Source organism: Mesorhizobium sp. C432A, from assembly GCF_030323145.1.
Taxonomy (GTDB): Bacteria; Pseudomonadota; Alphaproteobacteria; order Rhizobiales; family Rhizobiaceae; genus Mesorhizobium.
Genome location: NZ_CP100470.1, coordinates 3126806 through 3142479, shown reverse-complemented (window position 1 = coordinate 3142479; position 15674 = coordinate 3126806). Strand labels below are relative to the sequence as shown.

Here is a 15674-nt window from a genome sequence, read left to right as displayed (position 1 = left end):
CGCACAGCACATGAAGGTCGACGATGGCACTGACAATTGACCAGCCGATCGAACAAAAACAGCAATCCTTGCCGGCAAGACTGTTTGCCAGCCAGACCTTCTGGGTGGTGATCGCGGTCATCCTGGCCTGCCTGTTCCTGTCTTTTGCCACCGACGCCTTCGCCACGTCGAAGAACCTTTACAACATCACCCGCAACATCACCTTCGTCGCCATCATCGCGCTCGGCATGACCTTCGTCATCATCACCGGCGGCATCGACCTGTCGGTCGGTTCGGTGCTCTGCCTGTCGTCGATGGTGCTGGCCGTCACCATGCATGCCGGCTACTCCATAGAAGTCGGCATCCTCGCCTCGATCGCCACCGCGCTCGCCATAGGCGCCTTCAACGGCATCATGATCGCCTATCTCGGCTTTCCACCCTTCGTGGTGACGCTCGGCATGCTGTCGATTGCCCGCAGCCTGGCCATGGTCGCCTCCAACAACACCGTCGTCTTCCAGTTCGGCCCGGATCACGACAAGCTTCTGGCGCTGGGCGGCGGCGCGTGGGTGTTCGGCATCGCCAATCCGGTCCTCTACATGATCCTTCTGGCGCTGATCACCGGATTCACGCTGCGCTGGACCAAGTTTGGCCGCCACATCTTCGCCATTGGCGGCAATGAGCACGCGGCGACGCTGACCGGCGTTCCCGTCAAGCAGATCAAGGTCGCCGTCTATATGATCTCGGCGCTGGCGGCGGGAATTGCCGGCATCATCCAGACCGGATGGCTGGGTGCCGTCACCACCAATCTCGGAACCGGCATGGAACTGCAGGTCATCGCTGCCACGGTCATTGGCGGCGCCAATCTCGCCGGCGGCGTCGGCACCGCCTTCGGCGCCATTGTCGGTGCCGCGCTCATCGAAGTGATCCGCAACAGCCTTGGTCTGCTCGGCATCAATGCTTTCTGGCAAGGCGTGTTCATCGGCGGCGCCATCCTGCTCGCGGTGCTGTTCGACCGGATCCGCAACTTCAGGCGCAATGACTGAATGTTTTTGGACTGAACCTTCCGGCTGGAACCGTTGCCTTGACATCGAAATCCCTGTTCGAGCTCAACGGCCGGCTGGCGCTGATCACCGGCTCCGGCCAGGGCATCGGCCTGGCGCTGGCGCGCGGCCTTGCCGAGCATGGCGCAAGTGTCGTGCTCAACGGCCGCGATGCCGGCAAGGTTGCCGGTGCCGTCGCCGGCTTGCGCGACGCCGGCTTCAAAGCGCACCCCTCGACCTTCGACGTGACGGATTTTCGCGCGGTCGATGCCGATGTCGCCCGCATCGAGGCCGAGATCGGCGCCATCGACATCCTGATCAACAATGCCGGCGTGCAGTTCCGCGCCCCGCTCGAGGACTTTCCCGAGGAGCAGTGGGAGCGGCTGTTCAAGACCAATGTCTCCGGCGCCTTCCATGCCGGCAAGGCGGTCGCCCGCAACATGATCGCGCGAGGCAAGGGCAAGATCATCAACATCGGCTCGGTGCAGAGCGAACTCGCCCGGCCCAACATCGCGCCCTATACGGCGACCAAGGGCGCAATCCGCAATTTGACCAGGGGCATGTGCACCGACTGGGCGAAATACGGCTTGCAGATCAATGCCATCGCCCCCGGCTATTTCCGCACCGAGATGAACCAGGCGCTGGTCGACAACCAGGAATTCTCCGCCTGGCTGGAAAAGCGCACGCCGGCCGGCCGCTGGGGTTATGTCGACGAACTGATCGGCGCCGCCGTGTTCCTCGCCTCCGACGCCTCATCGTTCGTCAACGGCCATACGCTTTATGTCGACGGCGGCATGACGGCTTCGGTTTGACGAGAAACCCTATCGCTCAGTCTGAAAATCCGTCGGCATAAGCGGCCCCCCAAGCTCACCACACCTCCTAGCCTTGACGCGACCCCGAACTCAGCCGCACAATCCCGTTGCAGGCGAAGGGAGGCCAGTCGTCTGCGGGAGGTATACCCATGACGGACGCGATCAGGCTCTATTGGGGCCGGTTCGGACATGTTTCTGTCCTGAATGTCGCCAGCGACTTCGTCACCCATGCGCATGTCGAGGCCCACATCATCATCTGGCTGGAGGGCACGGCCGGCGAGATGACCGTCGGCCGCGAGACGGTGCTTCTGGGACCCGGCACCGCCGCCGGCATCAATTCCTACCAGCCGCACAGCCACATTCTGTCGCAGAACGGCAGGCCCGGCCTGTTCCTCGCCTTCTACATCGATCCGGATTGGGCGCGCCGGCGCCGCGACCTGCCTTCGTCGGCGCCGCTGTTTGCACAGGCGGCAATCACGCTCGAACCATGGCTGCACCGGGCCGCCGCCAACCTGCTTGACCATTTGAGCGAGAATGAAAGCATCGACGACGTCGCCAATTACGAGATCGAGCGCTTCATCGATAGCGTGCTCGACGCCGCCGACGCCTCGGCGCCGCAGGAGGCGCGCATCCGGGTCAACACAATGCAGGACTTTCGCGTCCGCAAGGCAATCCAGCTGATGAAGGCCAATGTCTGCGAACGCATCTCGTTCGACGACGTCGCCCGCAGCGTTGGCTTGTCGCGGCCGCATTTCTTCGCATTGTTCAAGGAACAGACCAATCTCACGCCCAATGTCTACTGGAACACGCTGCGCATGGAGGAAGCCGTGCGGCAGTTGCAGTGGTCGCAGGAGCCGCTGATCTCGGTCGCCTGCAATCTCGGCTTCACCACCCAGGGCAATTTCTCGCGCTTCTTCCGCGACCATGTCGGCGTGCCGCCGACGCTTTACCGCGAGGCGGCGCGGGCCATGGCCTGAGCCAAGCCGCTCGTTTTTCAGACTCCTTGATAGGGCCGCAAGACCCATTGATAAGCGCAGCACCGGCCGCCGCCCTACCCTGCTGCGTATCGAATTCGTAGGGGAATGATCATATGGCTGAAGTCACCGTCTCCAGCGTCATCGACGCGCCGGTCGAAAAGGTCTGGGCGCGCATACGCGACTTCAATGACCTGCCGGGCTGGCATCCGCGCATGGTCAAGAGCCATATCGAAGACGGCAAGAGCGCCGAAACCATCGGCTGCGTGCGTAATTTCGAGCTCGCCAGCGGCGCGCGTATCCGCGAAAAACTGCTCGACTTCTCCGACGCGAATTTCCGCGTCAGCTACTCCATCCTGGAGACGCCGCAGCCGCTGACCAATCACAAGGCGACGCTGCAATTGCGCCGCGTTACCGACGGCGACCGCACCTATGCCGAATGGACAGCAACTTTCGACGCGGCGCCCGAAGAGGCCGACAAGATCGCCGCCGGCATGGCCGCCAATGTCTTCCAGGGTGGCTTCAATGCGTTGAAGAGCCACTTTTCTGGCCAGAGCTGAGTCAGGGGAGACTGCCATGGCGCTTGCCCTCCAGACCTTTTCGGCCGTCAGGGATGCCAACGCGGCGCTGAAGGCGCCCGGCACCCGCTATCTCGGCGGCGGCACGCTGGTCGTGCGCGCCGCCAATGAAGGCGATGTCTCCGTCACCGGCCTCGTCCGCTCGACCGATCCGACCCTCTCCGGGATCACCGTTGCCGGCGGCAAGGTCCGCATCGGCGCTTCGGTGACAATGGCGGCTATCGCCCGCCATCCCGAGCTTGCGGCGCTGTCCAAGGCTGCGCGCGCCGTCGGCGGCCCGGCGATCCGCAATATGGCGACTGTCGGCGGCAATTTGTTTGCGCCGGCGCCCTATGGCGATTTCGCCGTGGTGTTGCTGGCGCTGGATGCGACGGTTGGCACCGATGATGGGGAATTGCCTATCGAGGATTTTCTGGCCAGGCGGGACGGCAGCCGCGCCATCGTCACGTCAGTCGCCTTCGCACTGCCAAGGGCCGAGAATTTCCGCTTCCTGAAAGTGTCGCGGGTCAAGCCGAAGGGCGTCTCGGTGCTCAGCATCGCCGCCGTTCTCGAACAGGCCGGCGACGGCACTGTCTCCTCGGCGCGGATCGCGCTCGGCTGCATGGCAGACCGGCCGATGCGCGCCCGCGCTGCGGAAAAGGCACTGATCGGCAGCAGGCTTGACCAGGACGGCGTCGCAGCGGCGCTGGCTGCAGCCGGTGAAGGCACTTCGCCAATCACCGATCCGATCGCCAGCGCCTGGTATCGCGCCGAGGTTCTCCCGGTCCATCTCGGCCGGCTGCTGCTTACTTAACCACCGCTTGGGGGGCGCGCGTCTGTCCGATCAATCGGGCAGGCGCGCTGGGAGGAAAACATGGCAAAGGTTCCGGTTCAGTTCACGCTCAACGGCTCGGAGAAGGCCGAATTTGTCGACAGCGGCACGACGCTGCTGCACGCGCTGCGCGACAAGATCGGCGACACCTCGCCCAAGGGCGGCTGCCACCAGGGCACCTGCGGCGCCTGCTCGGTGATCATCGACGGCGAACTCCGGCTCTCTTGCCTGACCGTGGCCGAGACCTGCAGCGGCGCCGACATCCGCACCACATCGGGCCTCGCTGAGGCCGGCGTCCTGCATCCGCTGCAGCGTGCCTTCCTCGACGCCTTCGCCACGCAATGCGGCTTCTGCACGCCGGGCATGATCATGGCCGCCAAGGTGCTGCTCGACCACACGCCCAATCCGAGCCGCGAGGACGTGATCGAGGCGCTGTCCGGCAACATCTGCCGCTGCACCGGCTACGAGCCGATCATCGAGGCGGTGCTGACGACGGCCCGAGCCAATTCGCAGAACGCGGCCTAAGGACCAAAAGAATGGAACTGCGCAAAAACTATTTCGCCGATCAGCGCAAGGACGGCCTGCACGAGATCGGCCATGGGCGGCCGCGGCTGGATTCGCCGGGTCATGTGACGGGCAAGACCGCCTATTTCGCCGACCGCAACGTCCCGAATATGCTTCACCTGAAAATGGTGCGCAGTCCGCACCACCATGCCCGCATCCGTTCGATCGACACTTCCGAAGCGGAGAAGCATCCCGGCGTGGTGAAAATCCTCACTGCCAGGGACGTTCCGCACAATGTCTACACCATCCTGATCCTGATCCAGGTCGGGCCGGAGGACGAGACGGTGCTGGCCGACGGCAAGCCACGCTGGAAGGGCGAGGCCGTGGTGGCGGTGCTGGCCGAGACCGAGCGCGCGGCTCAGGAAGCGGCAGCCAAGGTCAAGGTCGATTATGAGGTGCTGCCGGCCGTCTTCGACATGGAAGAAGCGCTGAAGCCCGGCGCGCCTTTGGTCAACGAATATCACGGCCAGAATTATTACCTCTATGACAGCGGCGAATGCCGCAAGGTGCGCTTCGGCGATGTCGAGGCGGGCTTTGCCGGCGCCGACCACATCCTGGAACAGAGCTACCAGTCCTCGCCGATCGAGCATGCGCCGACCGAGACCACGGGCTGCGTCGTGGTGCCCGAAGGCAATGACCGCTTCACCTGCTACACCAACACCCAGGCGATGTTCTTCACCCTCGACAACGCCTCGATCATCCTGCAGATGCCCGGCTCAAAACTGCATTTCGTCGGCGGCACCGTCGGCGGCGGCTTTGGCGGCAAGGTCGACGTCATCGTCGAGCCGATCGCCATTCTTGGCGCCAAGCTCACAGGACGTCCCGTCTCCTTCATCTACAGCCGCGAAGAGGAGATGCAGATCTCCTCACCGCGCGCCGCCGAAAAGATAATCATCAAGGATGGCGTGATGAACGATGGCCGCATCGTGGCTCGCAAGGTGACCGGCTATACCGATGCCGGCGCCTATTCGCGCCATTCGCCTTATGGCGCGCAGAAGGGAGCGGCGCACTATCCCGGGCCCTACACCATTCCCAATGTCTGGATCGACACTTATTGCGTCTACACCAACCGCACCCCCTCCTCCGCCATGCGCGGCTTCGGCGTCACCATCGGCGACTTCGCGCTTGAGGTGCAGATGGACAAGCTGGCGCGGCTGATCGGCATGGACCCGCTCGAATTCCGCTTCATCAACGCCTATCGCGATGGCGACATGAAGGCGCATCGCCAGCCGACCGAAGGAGCGGCGCTGATCGAGTGCATGCAGGAGGCGTCGCGGGCCGCCAACTGGCCGGTGGCGGAGAAGTATATGGCGATGTCCTCCTACACGAAGGGAGCTTGAGATGGCGATAAGGCGCGGACGCGGCGTCGCCGCGATCAACTACCCGACGGGCATGAACCTTGGCGGCGACCCGACGCAGGCGCTGGTGCATTCGACGCCGACCGGCAATTTTATGGTCACACTTTCGTCGGTCGATCTCGGCCAGGGCCTGAAGCAGATCATGGCGCAGATCTGCGCCGAGACCATCGGCGTGCCGACCGACCGCGTCACCATCGACACCGCCGACACCGACACCGGCCCGCACTGCATGGGAACCTTCGCCTCGCGCGGCACCCACCGCGCCGGCAACGCCGTCATCCAGGCGGCCAAGGAAGCGCGCCAGGTGATGTTGGAAGTGGCGGCGGAAGAGCTGGAGGTCAACGCTTCCGACCTTGAGACTGACGGCCAGGGCAATATTCTGGTCAAGGGCGCGCCGCAAAAGTCGATCTCGATCTTCGATGTCGCGCTGTCGGCTCATTTCAAGCGTGGCCGCTCGATCTCAGGCCGCGGCATGTTCTTGATCCCGCGCTCCTATCCGGAGAAAGAGACCGGCGCGATGAAGCCGTCGACCTGCTACGCCCATGCCTGCACGGTGGCCGAGGTCGAGGTCGATGACGAGACGGGCGAGGTTACGGTGCTGACCGTGAAGAACGTCTTTGAGATCGGCCGCGCGCTGAACCCGAAAATGGTCGAGCAGCAACTGGTCGGCGGTTCCTGGATGGGCATCAGCCACGCGCTCTACGAAACGACCGAGCCCTATTATCCCAACCGCGACCATGGCGGCACCGACTTCAACCAGTATCTGATGCCGGGACCGGGCGATCTCGCCCAAACCGAGATCATCGTGCTGGAGCGGCCGTCGGCGGATGGTCCTTACGGTGCCAAAGGGCCAGGCGAAATGTGCGCGAACCCGCAGATCCCCGCGGTTGCCAATGCCGTCTTCGACGCGGTCGGCGTGCGCATCGACACGCTGCCGATCACGCCGGAGCGCATATTGCGCGCGCTGAAGGCGCAAGCGGCGAACTGAGGACGACATGCAGGAGCCGAATGCCGAGACTGTCGCGACCTCGCCGGAGGCGGTGGCACGCCACCTCGCTGGATCGCGCTACCTCGCCGACGACAGCCTGGCCACCGCCATCTTCCTGGCCATACGGCTCGGCAAGCCGCTGCTGCTGGAAGGCGCGCCCGGCGTTGGCAAGACCGAAGCTGCGAAGGCGATCGCGCAACTGCTTGGCCGCGATCTGGTGCGGCTGCAATGCTATGAAGGCATCGACGCAGCACACGCGCTCTACGAATGGAACTACCAGCGCCAGCTGCTCGCCATCCGCCATGCCGGCGAGCATGAGATCGACATCTATGACGACCGCTTTCTGATCGCGCGGCCATTGCTGCAGGTGCTGCGGGCGCCGGAGCAGCGCGTGCTGCTGGTCGACGAGATCGACCGCTCCGACCACGAATTCGAAGCGCTGCTTCTCGAATTCCTTTCCGATTTCCAAATCAGCATCCCTGAGCGCGGCACGATCCGCGCCGAGGCGCAGCCGATCGTCATCCTGACCTCGAACCGAACCCGCGAACTGGCGGAGGCGCTGCGTCGGCGTTGCGTCTATCACTGGATCGGCTATCCCGACGCCGAGCGCGAAGCCGCCATCATCATGCTGCGCGCCGGCGATGTCGCCGAGACCACCGCCCGCGCCGTGGCGGCCGCTGTGCAGGAGATCCGCGTCCGCCCGCTGGCCAAGCCGCCCGGCATCTCCGAGGCCGTAGAATGGGCCAACGCCGCCACCATACTGGAGAAAGGCGGCAGCCCATGGCCGCAAGCCTTCCGCCGAGCCATCGGTGTGCTTATCAAGGACGAGGAGGATTTGTCCGCGATCGCGCCGGAGCTTGGCCAGATTGTCGAGGAGGCGCTGGGGTGACGTGTGAGGTCAACAGCTCGTTCATAGCGAGGTGGCCTCACCTGGGCACTCTGCAACGCTGGCGGGACAGCGCCCCCCTCTGTCCTGCCGGACATCTCCCCCACAAGGGGGGAGATCAGCCGTCATCCTGGTTTTCGCCAATCTCCAGCGGCGCAGAAAGAACCGAAGCGCCAAAGCTGCTGATCTCCCCCCTTGTGGGGGAGATGTCCGGCAGGACAGAGGGGGGCGCGAAGGAATGATGCGTCAGGGAACCCTTCCTCTCGCCTCCGCGCCCTTCCTCGACTTCGCCCGGCTGCTGCGCCGCCACGCCTTTGCCGTCGCCCCCGAGCAGGTCTGCAGCTTCATGCAGGCGGTCACCCTGCTCGGCCCCCGCTCGATGGCCGACATCCGCGAGGCGGCGCTCGCAACGCTTGCCCCCCCGCCCGATCGCCGCGGCGAATTCGAGGCGCATTTTCGCGATCACTTCCATGGCGATGGCCAACCTTCCGTCGAAGGCGAGGAAGACGAGGAGACCCGCATCAAGGACGACGGCGGCACGCGCGAGAAGGAGAGCGAGACCATGCGCCAGGAGAAAGGCGGCGAGCTGTCGTCGGCAATCGAACAGCTCAGCAGCCGCGACTTCCTCCGCGACGACGATGGCCTTGGGCCCTTCCGCCGCAAGCTCGCTTCAGCCCTCCCCGCGCGCCGCTCATTCCGCACCGTGCGCACCCATTCGCGCGGCAAGCTCGATCTGCGCCGCTCGCTCAGGGAAATCGTCAGCGCCGATGGCGATATCCCCTCGCCGCAGCTGCGCCGCCGCCAGACGGTGGCGCGCAAACTGCTGATCCTGATCGACGTCTCCGGCTCGATGAAGCTGCACACGGCGGACTACCTCAAACTGGGGCACGCCGCCGTACAAGGTGCTGACCGTGCCGAAATCTTCACCTTTGGCACGCGGCTCACCCGCATCACGTCCGCACTGCGTATCCGCGATCGCGACCAGGCTCTCGCCCGCGCGGCGGCACTCGTCGACGACTGGGACGGCGGCACGCGCATGGGACCGACCTTGCTCGCCTTCCTCTCGGTGCCGCGTTTCTCAGCTTTCGCCCGCGGTGCCGCTGTGATCATCCTGTCGGACGCGCTGGAGCGCGGCGACCATGCCGATCTCGAGACCGCAATGCGCCGGCTGAGCGCCCGCGCCTTTCGCCTGTCGCTGGCCACACCGCTGGCCGGTGACCCGCGTTTCCTTCCCACCACGGCAGCACTCCGCGCCATCCTGCCTGATCTCGACGATCTCATCGACGGCTCGTCGCTCGGGAGCCTCACCGATTTCGTCCTGTCGCTCGCCCGCCCCGCCCCGGCGGCGTCGGCAATCTGGAAAAGGGTATCGTGATGCAGAAAGCCATCGACGCGCATTTCCACATCTGGCGCCAGCAGGACCAGCCATGGCTGGTCGGGCCGATGGTGCCGCGCATTTTCGGCCCCTACGAACCGATCCGCCGCGACTATCCGATCGAGGAATTTCTCGCCGATCAGCAAGGCGCAGGTGTCGAGAAGGCCGTCTATGTCCAGACCAACTGGGCCAAGGAGGATTTCGAAAAAGAAGTCGCCTTCCTACAGAAGACTGCCGACCAGACCGGCTGGCCGCACGCTATCGTCGGCTATACCGATATGACTGTCGACGATGTCCGGCCCCAGATCGATCGATTGAAAAAGTACCCGCTGCTGCGCGGCGTGCGCATGCAGCTGCATTGGCACGAGACGCCGGCCTTCCGCTTCGCTGCCTCGGCCGATCAGGTCATCGACCCCAGGGTGCGGGCCAATGTCGCGCGGCTTAAAGACTATGGCCTGTCCTTCGACCTGCAGCTTTTCCCCGCCCAGATGAAGAACGGGCTGACGCTCGTCGGCGAGAACCCCGACACCAATTTCATCCTCACCCATGCCGGCATGCTGACCGGCATGGAGCCGGAAACCACCGAGGCCTGGAAAGCCGGCCTGAGTACTCTATCAACAGCGCCGAACTTCTACGCCAAGCTGTCGGGCCTCGGCACCTTCGCCCACCGCAACGATCCGGCGTTGATTGCCTACATCGTCGACAATGCCATCGACATTCTGGGCGCTGACCACCTGATGTTCGGCTCCAACTTCCCGATAGAGAAGCTCTGGACCAGCCACGCCGAACTGATCAAGGCGCATCGTGCAGCCGTGGCGAAGCACGGTCCGGTGGCGGAAGCGGATATCTTTTGGAATACAGCAGAGAAGGTTTACAGACCGGCATAGCGCACGCTTTCCCTTCTCCCACAGGGGAGAAGGGAAAGCCGCCCCTCACTTCACTTCGAACTCAGAATCGACCGGAATCTGCATCGCAGTCACCAGATGGTTGGTCTGCCCGGCCAGCCCGATGATCGACACCAGATCGCCATGCTGCGCATCGGTCAAGCCTTTGGCCCGCGCCGCAGCCGTGTGCGAATGGACGCAATAGGAGCAGCCATTGGCGGTCGACACAGCGATGTAGATCATCTCCTTGGTCAGCGGATCGATGGCGCTTTCCGTAGCCATCACCACTTTCACCTGGTCCCATGTCCGTTTCAGCAAGGCCGGATCGTTGGCCAGCCCGCGCCAGAAATTGTTGACGAAGTCCGACTTGCGCGTCGCGCGGATGTCGTCGAACACAGCCTTCGCAACCGGGATTTTTTCGACCTCGGCATCGCTGAGGAGTTTTGTGGCGGCCATGGCGTTTCCTTTCGTTGAATCGGTGGATCAGGTGGTTGAATCAGGTCTCGAGCAAGGGCGGCTAACCGGCTATTCCGATTCAGTTTTTGATGCTGACAGAACCATGGCGATTGGCCGAAGCATCTCAGCTTCGTCATTCAGGGGCGAAGCAGGCGCGAAGCGCCGTCGCGGAGACCCGAGCATGACGAAGGCGCTGAAACCTTCGCCAATTGGTGACCTATGCGCACCGTCAAACACCGACCGGCAACCTAGTGCACTGCCGCATACATGATCTTCTCCTCCGTCGCCTCCGCCGGCGAGAACTCCTCCACGATGCGCCCCTGTCGGCACACCAGAATCCGATCCGACAGGTTCATGATTTCCGGCAGGTAGGACGAGATCACCACCACCGCCAACCCCTCGTCGGCCAGCCGATTGATGATCTGGTGGATCTCGGCGATGGCGCCGACATCGACGCCGCGCGTCGGCTCGTCGAAAATGATGATGCGCGGCTGCTGCACCAGCCCCTTGCCGATCACCACCTTTTGCTGGTTGCCGCCGGAAAGCTCGACCACGCGGGCATTGTCGTTGATCGCCTTGATGTTCAGCGTCTTCGTCCATTCAGCGGAAAGCGTGCGCATCTCCCGCTGGTTGATCACCCAGGCCTTTTCGCGGCCCGCCGCCAGCAGCCCGCCGAACAGGTTCTCGGCGATGCCCATCGTCTCGAAAATGCCCTCGCTCTTGCGGTCCTCGGTAACATAGACGATGCCGTCGGCGACCGCCTCACTGGGCACGAGATAGCGCACCGGCCTGTCGTCGAGTTCAATCGCGCCACCGCGCAAAAAATCGCGCTTGTAGATGCCGGAGACGATCTTGAAGGTCTCGGTGCGGCCGGAGCCGATCAGCCCGAACACGCCGGTGATCTGTCCCTCGAAGATCGAGAAGGAGGTGTTGCGCACGACATTGCTCATCGAAATGTCCTGCACCGACAGCACCTTCTTGCCGGCCTTGCGCAGCCTGGCCTCGTCGCGTTGGCGATAGATCTGTCCCGACAGTGTACGCCCGACCATGGCGGCGACGATCTTGTCGCGATCGAAGGCCGATGTGTCGTCGGTTATGACCAGCTCGCCATCGCGCAGGATTGTGATGCGGTCGGCGATCATCAGCGCCTCTTCCAATGCATGGCTGATGAAGACGATCGAGACGCCGTTCGCCTTCAGCCGCCGGATCAGCGCGAAGAAGTGCCGCTTCTCCTCCGGCGTCAGCGTCGCCGTCGGCTCGTCGAAGATGATGATCTCGGCATTGTGGTGAACGGCGCGCGCGATCTCGACCATCTGACGCTTGGCCGCGCCCAGCGTCGCCACCATGGCGTTGGGGTCGACCGGAAAGTTCAGCGACTGCAAAAACTGCTGCGCCGAAATGTAGGTGCCGCGCAGCCGGTTGAGGAATTTTTCGGTGCCGAGATAGAGGTTTTGCGCCACCGTCATCGACGGCACCAGGCTGGTCTCCTGGAACACCATGGCGATGCCGGCCTCGAGCGCCGCATGCGGCGACGCATAAGCGATCTCGCGGCCTTTGTGGAACATCTTGCCTGAGGTGGCGTCGACGACGCCGGCGATGATCTTGGTCAGCGTGGATTTGCCGGCGCCGTTCTCGCCGAGCAGCGCGTGGATTTCGCCCTTGCGCAGTTCGAAGCTGACTTGTCTGACCGCGGGCACGCCGCGATAGTTCTTGGTGACATTTTCCAGGCGCACGATCGGTTCCATCAGAGACCTCCTGCGTCGATGGCCAGCACGCAATCGCCGCCCCTGGAGGCGATGAACAGGCGGCCGTCCGTTTCCGCCACGCTGCAGATGCCATGGCGCGTGCCGTCGGCGCGGCTGTGCAGGCTGAATTGCGGCTGCATGTTCTGATCGAGCCTGACCACCAGCCCATAGGAGCGGCTCGGCGACCAGGGCTTGTGGATGCCCATGGTGCGGATGCCGCCGCATTGCAGCGGTTCGAGGAAGCTGCGATTGGAGGCCAAAGCCGGCGCGATCCAGTAGGCCGGCGCCACTTGGTCTAGCATATCGCGCCGATAGTGGGTTTCCTGGAGAACGAATTCGATCAGCCGGTTGCGTGGCGCGAACAGAGCCAGCCACGCGCCGCCATCGCCGGCCGGCGCGAGGCGCGCGGGATAGCCGGGCAGATGCGTCAGCACGGTCGAGCGGCTACCGGTTGCACCATCGAAGCGCACGAGCTGGTGACGCCAGCTTTCGCTGACCAGCACATCCCGCCCCGTGGGATGGAGCCCATAGGGAAAGGCGATCTCGCCGGCCACTTTGCGGAACCCGCCGCCGGCTGCGTCCCGCCTCCAAAGCGATCCGGACGCGCCCTTCTTCATCAGGTCGGCGGCCCATAGCGACGGCGTGTGCTCAGCCGAGCCATTGGCCAGCCACAACGTGCCGTCGTCTGCATAGGCAAGCGCGGTGATGCAGCTGACGCCGGCCGGCAGCGAAACCTCCTTGCCGGCAACCAGCAGCTTGCCGCTTTCCAACCCCACCGTCAGTTCGCCCGACAGTGATAGAGCCAGCGCCGTGATGGGGGAAAGAAAGGTCCCGACAACCTTCGGCCCCACCCCTGCGGCAAGCGAATATACCGCATTGCCGCTGGAAACGAGCAGCCGGCCATCGGCAACCAGAAGATTGTCGGGCTCCGTCAAATCGGCGAACACTGGCGCCTCGTCCAGCCGCGTGTTGGGACGGAAGGCACCGTCGAGCGGTGGGATGGTCACCGCCTTGCCACGAAACAGGTCGAGCACAGGATCGAGGATCATGGCTTCGCTCCCCAATAAGAAGCGGAACTGGTCCAGTTCGGGTCGGCGCCCGCAATCTTGTAGCGGCCGATGCGGTTGTTAAGGATGCCGCCGACGAACAGGAAACCCTTGTGCTCGCGCATCGAGGTGACCATCGGATGCGCGCCGCCGGTGAGGTCGCCCATCGCCTCGATAATGCCGCCCTTGTCGTTGAATTTCACCACGCCGCCGGTGTTGATGTTGGGGAACAGCCACTCGTCCTGCGGCAGCCGGCGCGTCATGCGCTTGCGCATATCGGGATGGCGCAGCGACAGGTCGAAGCTCGGCGTGCGCATGCCGAGCCATGCCATCCAGTAATTGCCGTCGGAGGCGCGGTTGATGTTGTCGGGATAGCCCGGCATGTCGCGGATGACGCATTCGGCGACGCCCGCCTTCGGCCCTTCCAGCCAGTAGCGATGCACGCGGCAGGCCCAGCTCTCAGCGAAGAACAGCGACTTGCCGTCGTGCGCCATGCACACACCGTTGGTGTAGCGGTAGCCGTCGAGCAGTGTCTTCGTCAAACCGTCCTTCGGGTCATAGACCAGCAGCCGGCCGGTGGCGCGGTTCTCGATCGAGTCTAGCGCCCAATCGTGGGCGTCATAGCGCTTGGTGGAGTCGGTAAAATAGATCCGACCGTCCGGCGCGATGTCGCAGTCGTTCGGGTCGCGCAGCCGCGCATCGTCGACGATCGAGGTCCAGGAGCGCGACGTCTCCGCCGACAAGCGCTTCACATCCCGATCCGGCGAGACGGAATAGAGCCCCATGGCGCCGACGCAGCTGATCAGATTGCCCGATTTGTCGAAGGTCAGGCCCAGCGGAAAGCCGCCGATATGGGCAAACACCTCCGACTTCACATAGTCCGGTGCGAAAAAGCGGACGATCTCGCCATGGCGCGTGCCGCAATAGAGATGGTCGTCGCGGTCGAGGATGACGTCTTCCGGCCCTTCCAACTCGCCGAGCCCGATATGGTCGGCCGCCGACAGCCGGTTGTCGAGCGCGTAGGGCGTGCCTGAGCCCGGCACGGCAGACTGTGTCTCGCCCATCTTGAGATAGACCGGCGCGACATAGACCTCGTTGAGCACCTTGTGGCGGTTCTTCAGCCAGCGGATGTCGATGGTAACCGCCACCGCCAGCATGATGCCCAGCACCATCTGGTTGGTGCCGGTGCCATAGCCCAGCCGGATCAGCCCGTTGGTCATGGTCAAGACGATGATGGCGCCCATCAGCCCCTTGATGACCGAGCCGCGCCCGCCACCCAGGCTGACGCCGCCGACCACCGCCGCCGTCAGCGCCATGATCTCCAGGTTGAGGCCGGTGCCCGGCCCTGCCCCACTCAAGCGGCAAGCGATGAGGAAGCCGCCGATCGAGGCGCAGAAGCCGGAAAAGACATAGGTCATGAACACGGTGCGGCGCACGCGAATGCCGGCATTGTGCGCCGAGCGCCGCGAGCCGCCGACCGCCAGCACATGCCAGCCCGGCCGTGAGCGCGTCAGCGCGATATGGGTGACGATGGCGAGAATGATCGCCAACCAGACCGAGACCGAAAGCCCCCAGAAGGTGCTGTCGCCGATGAAGTCGAGCACATCCGATGTCGCCTGGGAAAGCTGCACGTCGGCGGCATAGGTGGTGACGAGAATATCGAACAGCGCCCGGCCGAAGATGAACGTTACCAGGGTGGTCAGGAAGGCGCGCAGCCTGAGATAGCCGACGAGGTAGCCGTTGACGGCGCCGAAGATGAGCCCGGTGGCAAGCGATGCCGCCAGCGCCAGCCAGATAGACTGTTCGAGGATGAAGAAGACATAGACGGCGGAGAAGCAGGACAGCGCGAAGATCGAACCGACGGACAGATCGATGCCGCCGCCCAGCATCACCACCGTCATGCCGGTGACCACCATCGAGAACTCGCCGAGCTGGCGGCTCGATTCCTGCAGCGAGGTCAGCTTGAAGAAGCCGGGAATGATCGAGCCGAACACGCTGAGCGTCGCCACCAGCGCCAGGAACGGAATGGCGTTGTCGGTCCAGCGTTTTGTCAGGATCTCGCCGACCAGATGGTCGGGCACGAGATTGTAGCGCCAGGACTGGAGGCGTTCGCGAAAGGACATCGGCGGCTGCTATTCCATGAGGGAACGAGGTGACCGGATTGTCCAGTCACCTCGT

Annotated in this window: 15 protein-coding genes and 1 pseudogene; 12 read left to right on the top strand and 4 right to left on the bottom strand. The window is 64.0% G+C overall.

Going from position 1 to position 15674, the window contains the following annotated elements; all coding sequences use genetic code 11:
* Positions 1 to 23: 23 nt before the first annotated feature.
* The 12 genes and pseudogenes from NLY33_RS15210 to NLY33_RS15160 all read left to right on the top strand — a co-directional run bounded on the left by NLY33_RS15210 (position 24) and on the right by NLY33_RS15160 (position 10252).
* Entirely contained in the window at positions 24 to 1022 is a 999-nt protein-coding gene (locus NLY33_RS15210) for an ABC transporter permease (RefSeq protein WP_023673048.1), read from the top strand.
* Between the two features lie 38 nt (positions 1023 to 1060).
* On the top strand, positions 1061 to 1831 hold the full coding sequence (locus NLY33_RS15205; protein WP_031194897.1) for an SDR family oxidoreductase: 771 nt from the start codon (positions 1061 to 1063) through the stop codon (positions 1829 to 1831).
* Between the two features lie 149 nt (positions 1832 to 1980).
* Positions 1981 to 2808 (top strand): AraC family transcriptional regulator, encoded by an 828-nt coding sequence (locus tag NLY33_RS15200; RefSeq protein ID WP_023690785.1) that lies wholly within the window; start codon positions 1981 to 1983, stop codon positions 2806 to 2808.
* Between the two features lie 113 nt (positions 2809 to 2921).
* On the top strand, positions 2922 to 3365 hold the full coding sequence (locus tag NLY33_RS15195; protein WP_023696209.1) for an SRPBCC family protein: 444 nt from the start codon (positions 2922 to 2924) through the stop codon (positions 3363 to 3365).
* Positions 3366 to 3381: 16 nt separating this feature from the next.
* The gene (locus NLY33_RS15190; protein WP_023705625.1) at positions 3382 to 4176 is read left to right on the top strand and encodes an FAD binding domain-containing protein; all 795 of its coding nucleotides are present in this window, start codon (positions 3382 to 3384) and stop codon (positions 4174 to 4176) included.
* Positions 4177 to 4236: 60 nt separating this feature from the next.
* Complete coding sequence (locus NLY33_RS15185; protein ID WP_023707708.1) at positions 4237 to 4719, top strand: (2Fe-2S)-binding protein; 483 nt, start codon at positions 4237 to 4239, stop codon at positions 4717 to 4719.
* An 11-nt stretch (positions 4720 to 4730) separates the two neighbouring features.
* Positions 4731 to 6098, top strand: coding sequence for a xanthine dehydrogenase family protein molybdopterin-binding subunit (locus NLY33_RS15180; protein WP_023707707.1), 1368 nt, complete (start codon positions 4731 to 4733; stop codon positions 6096 to 6098).
* Position 6099: 1 nt separating this feature from the next.
* Positions 6100 to 7104, top strand: a complete 1005-nt coding sequence (locus NLY33_RS15175; RefSeq protein WP_023699673.1) for a xanthine dehydrogenase family protein molybdopterin-binding subunit — start codon at positions 6100 to 6102, stop codon at positions 7102 to 7104.
* Positions 7105 to 7111: 7 nt separating this feature from the next.
* A complete protein-coding gene (locus tag NLY33_RS15170; protein WP_023705627.1) occupies positions 7112 to 7993 on the top strand; it encodes an AAA family ATPase in 882 nt (293 codons plus the stop codon).
* Positions 7994 to 8056: 63 nt separating this feature from the next.
* Positions 8057 to 8226: pseudogene (locus NLY33_RS29660) on the top strand (ABC transporter ATP-binding protein); the annotation flags it as partial.
* A gap of 2 nt (positions 8227 to 8228) precedes the next feature.
* The gene (locus tag NLY33_RS15165; protein ID WP_023707706.1) at positions 8229 to 9365 is read left to right on the top strand and encodes a vWA domain-containing protein; all 1137 of its coding nucleotides are present in this window, start codon (positions 8229 to 8231) and stop codon (positions 9363 to 9365) included.
* Positions 9365 to 10252, top strand: a complete 888-nt coding sequence (locus NLY33_RS15160; protein WP_023705629.1) for an amidohydrolase family protein — start codon at positions 9365 to 9367, stop codon at positions 10250 to 10252. Before NLY33_RS15165 ends, NLY33_RS15160 begins: the two co-directional genes overlap by 1 nt.
* 45 nt (positions 10253 to 10297) lie before the next feature.
* On the opposite strand, the gene NLY33_RS15155 is transcribed toward NLY33_RS15160, so the two are convergent.
* From NLY33_RS15155 to NLY33_RS15140, 4 genes are all read right to left on the bottom strand, one after another.
* Positions 10298 to 10705: a carboxymuconolactone decarboxylase family protein gene (locus NLY33_RS15155; protein WP_023705630.1), complete on the bottom strand. Its 408-nt coding sequence runs from the start codon at positions 10703 to 10705 to the stop codon at positions 10298 to 10300.
* 248 nt (positions 10706 to 10953) lie between these two features.
* On the bottom strand, positions 10954 to 12450 hold the full coding sequence (locus NLY33_RS15150) for a sugar ABC transporter ATP-binding protein (protein WP_023705631.1): 1497 nt from the start codon (positions 12448 to 12450) through the stop codon (positions 10954 to 10956).
* On the bottom strand, positions 12450 to 13499 hold the full coding sequence (locus NLY33_RS15145) for an NHL repeat-containing protein (protein WP_023705632.1): 1050 nt from the start codon (positions 13497 to 13499) through the stop codon (positions 12450 to 12452). The genes NLY33_RS15150 and NLY33_RS15145 overlap by 1 nt, the downstream gene beginning before the upstream one ends.
* On the bottom strand, positions 13496 to 15619 hold the full coding sequence (locus NLY33_RS15140; RefSeq protein WP_023705633.1) for an ABC transporter permease: 2124 nt from the start codon (positions 15617 to 15619) through the stop codon (positions 13496 to 13498). Before NLY33_RS15140 ends, NLY33_RS15145 begins: the two co-directional genes overlap by 4 nt.
* Between the last annotated feature and the right edge of the window lie 55 nt (positions 15620 to 15674).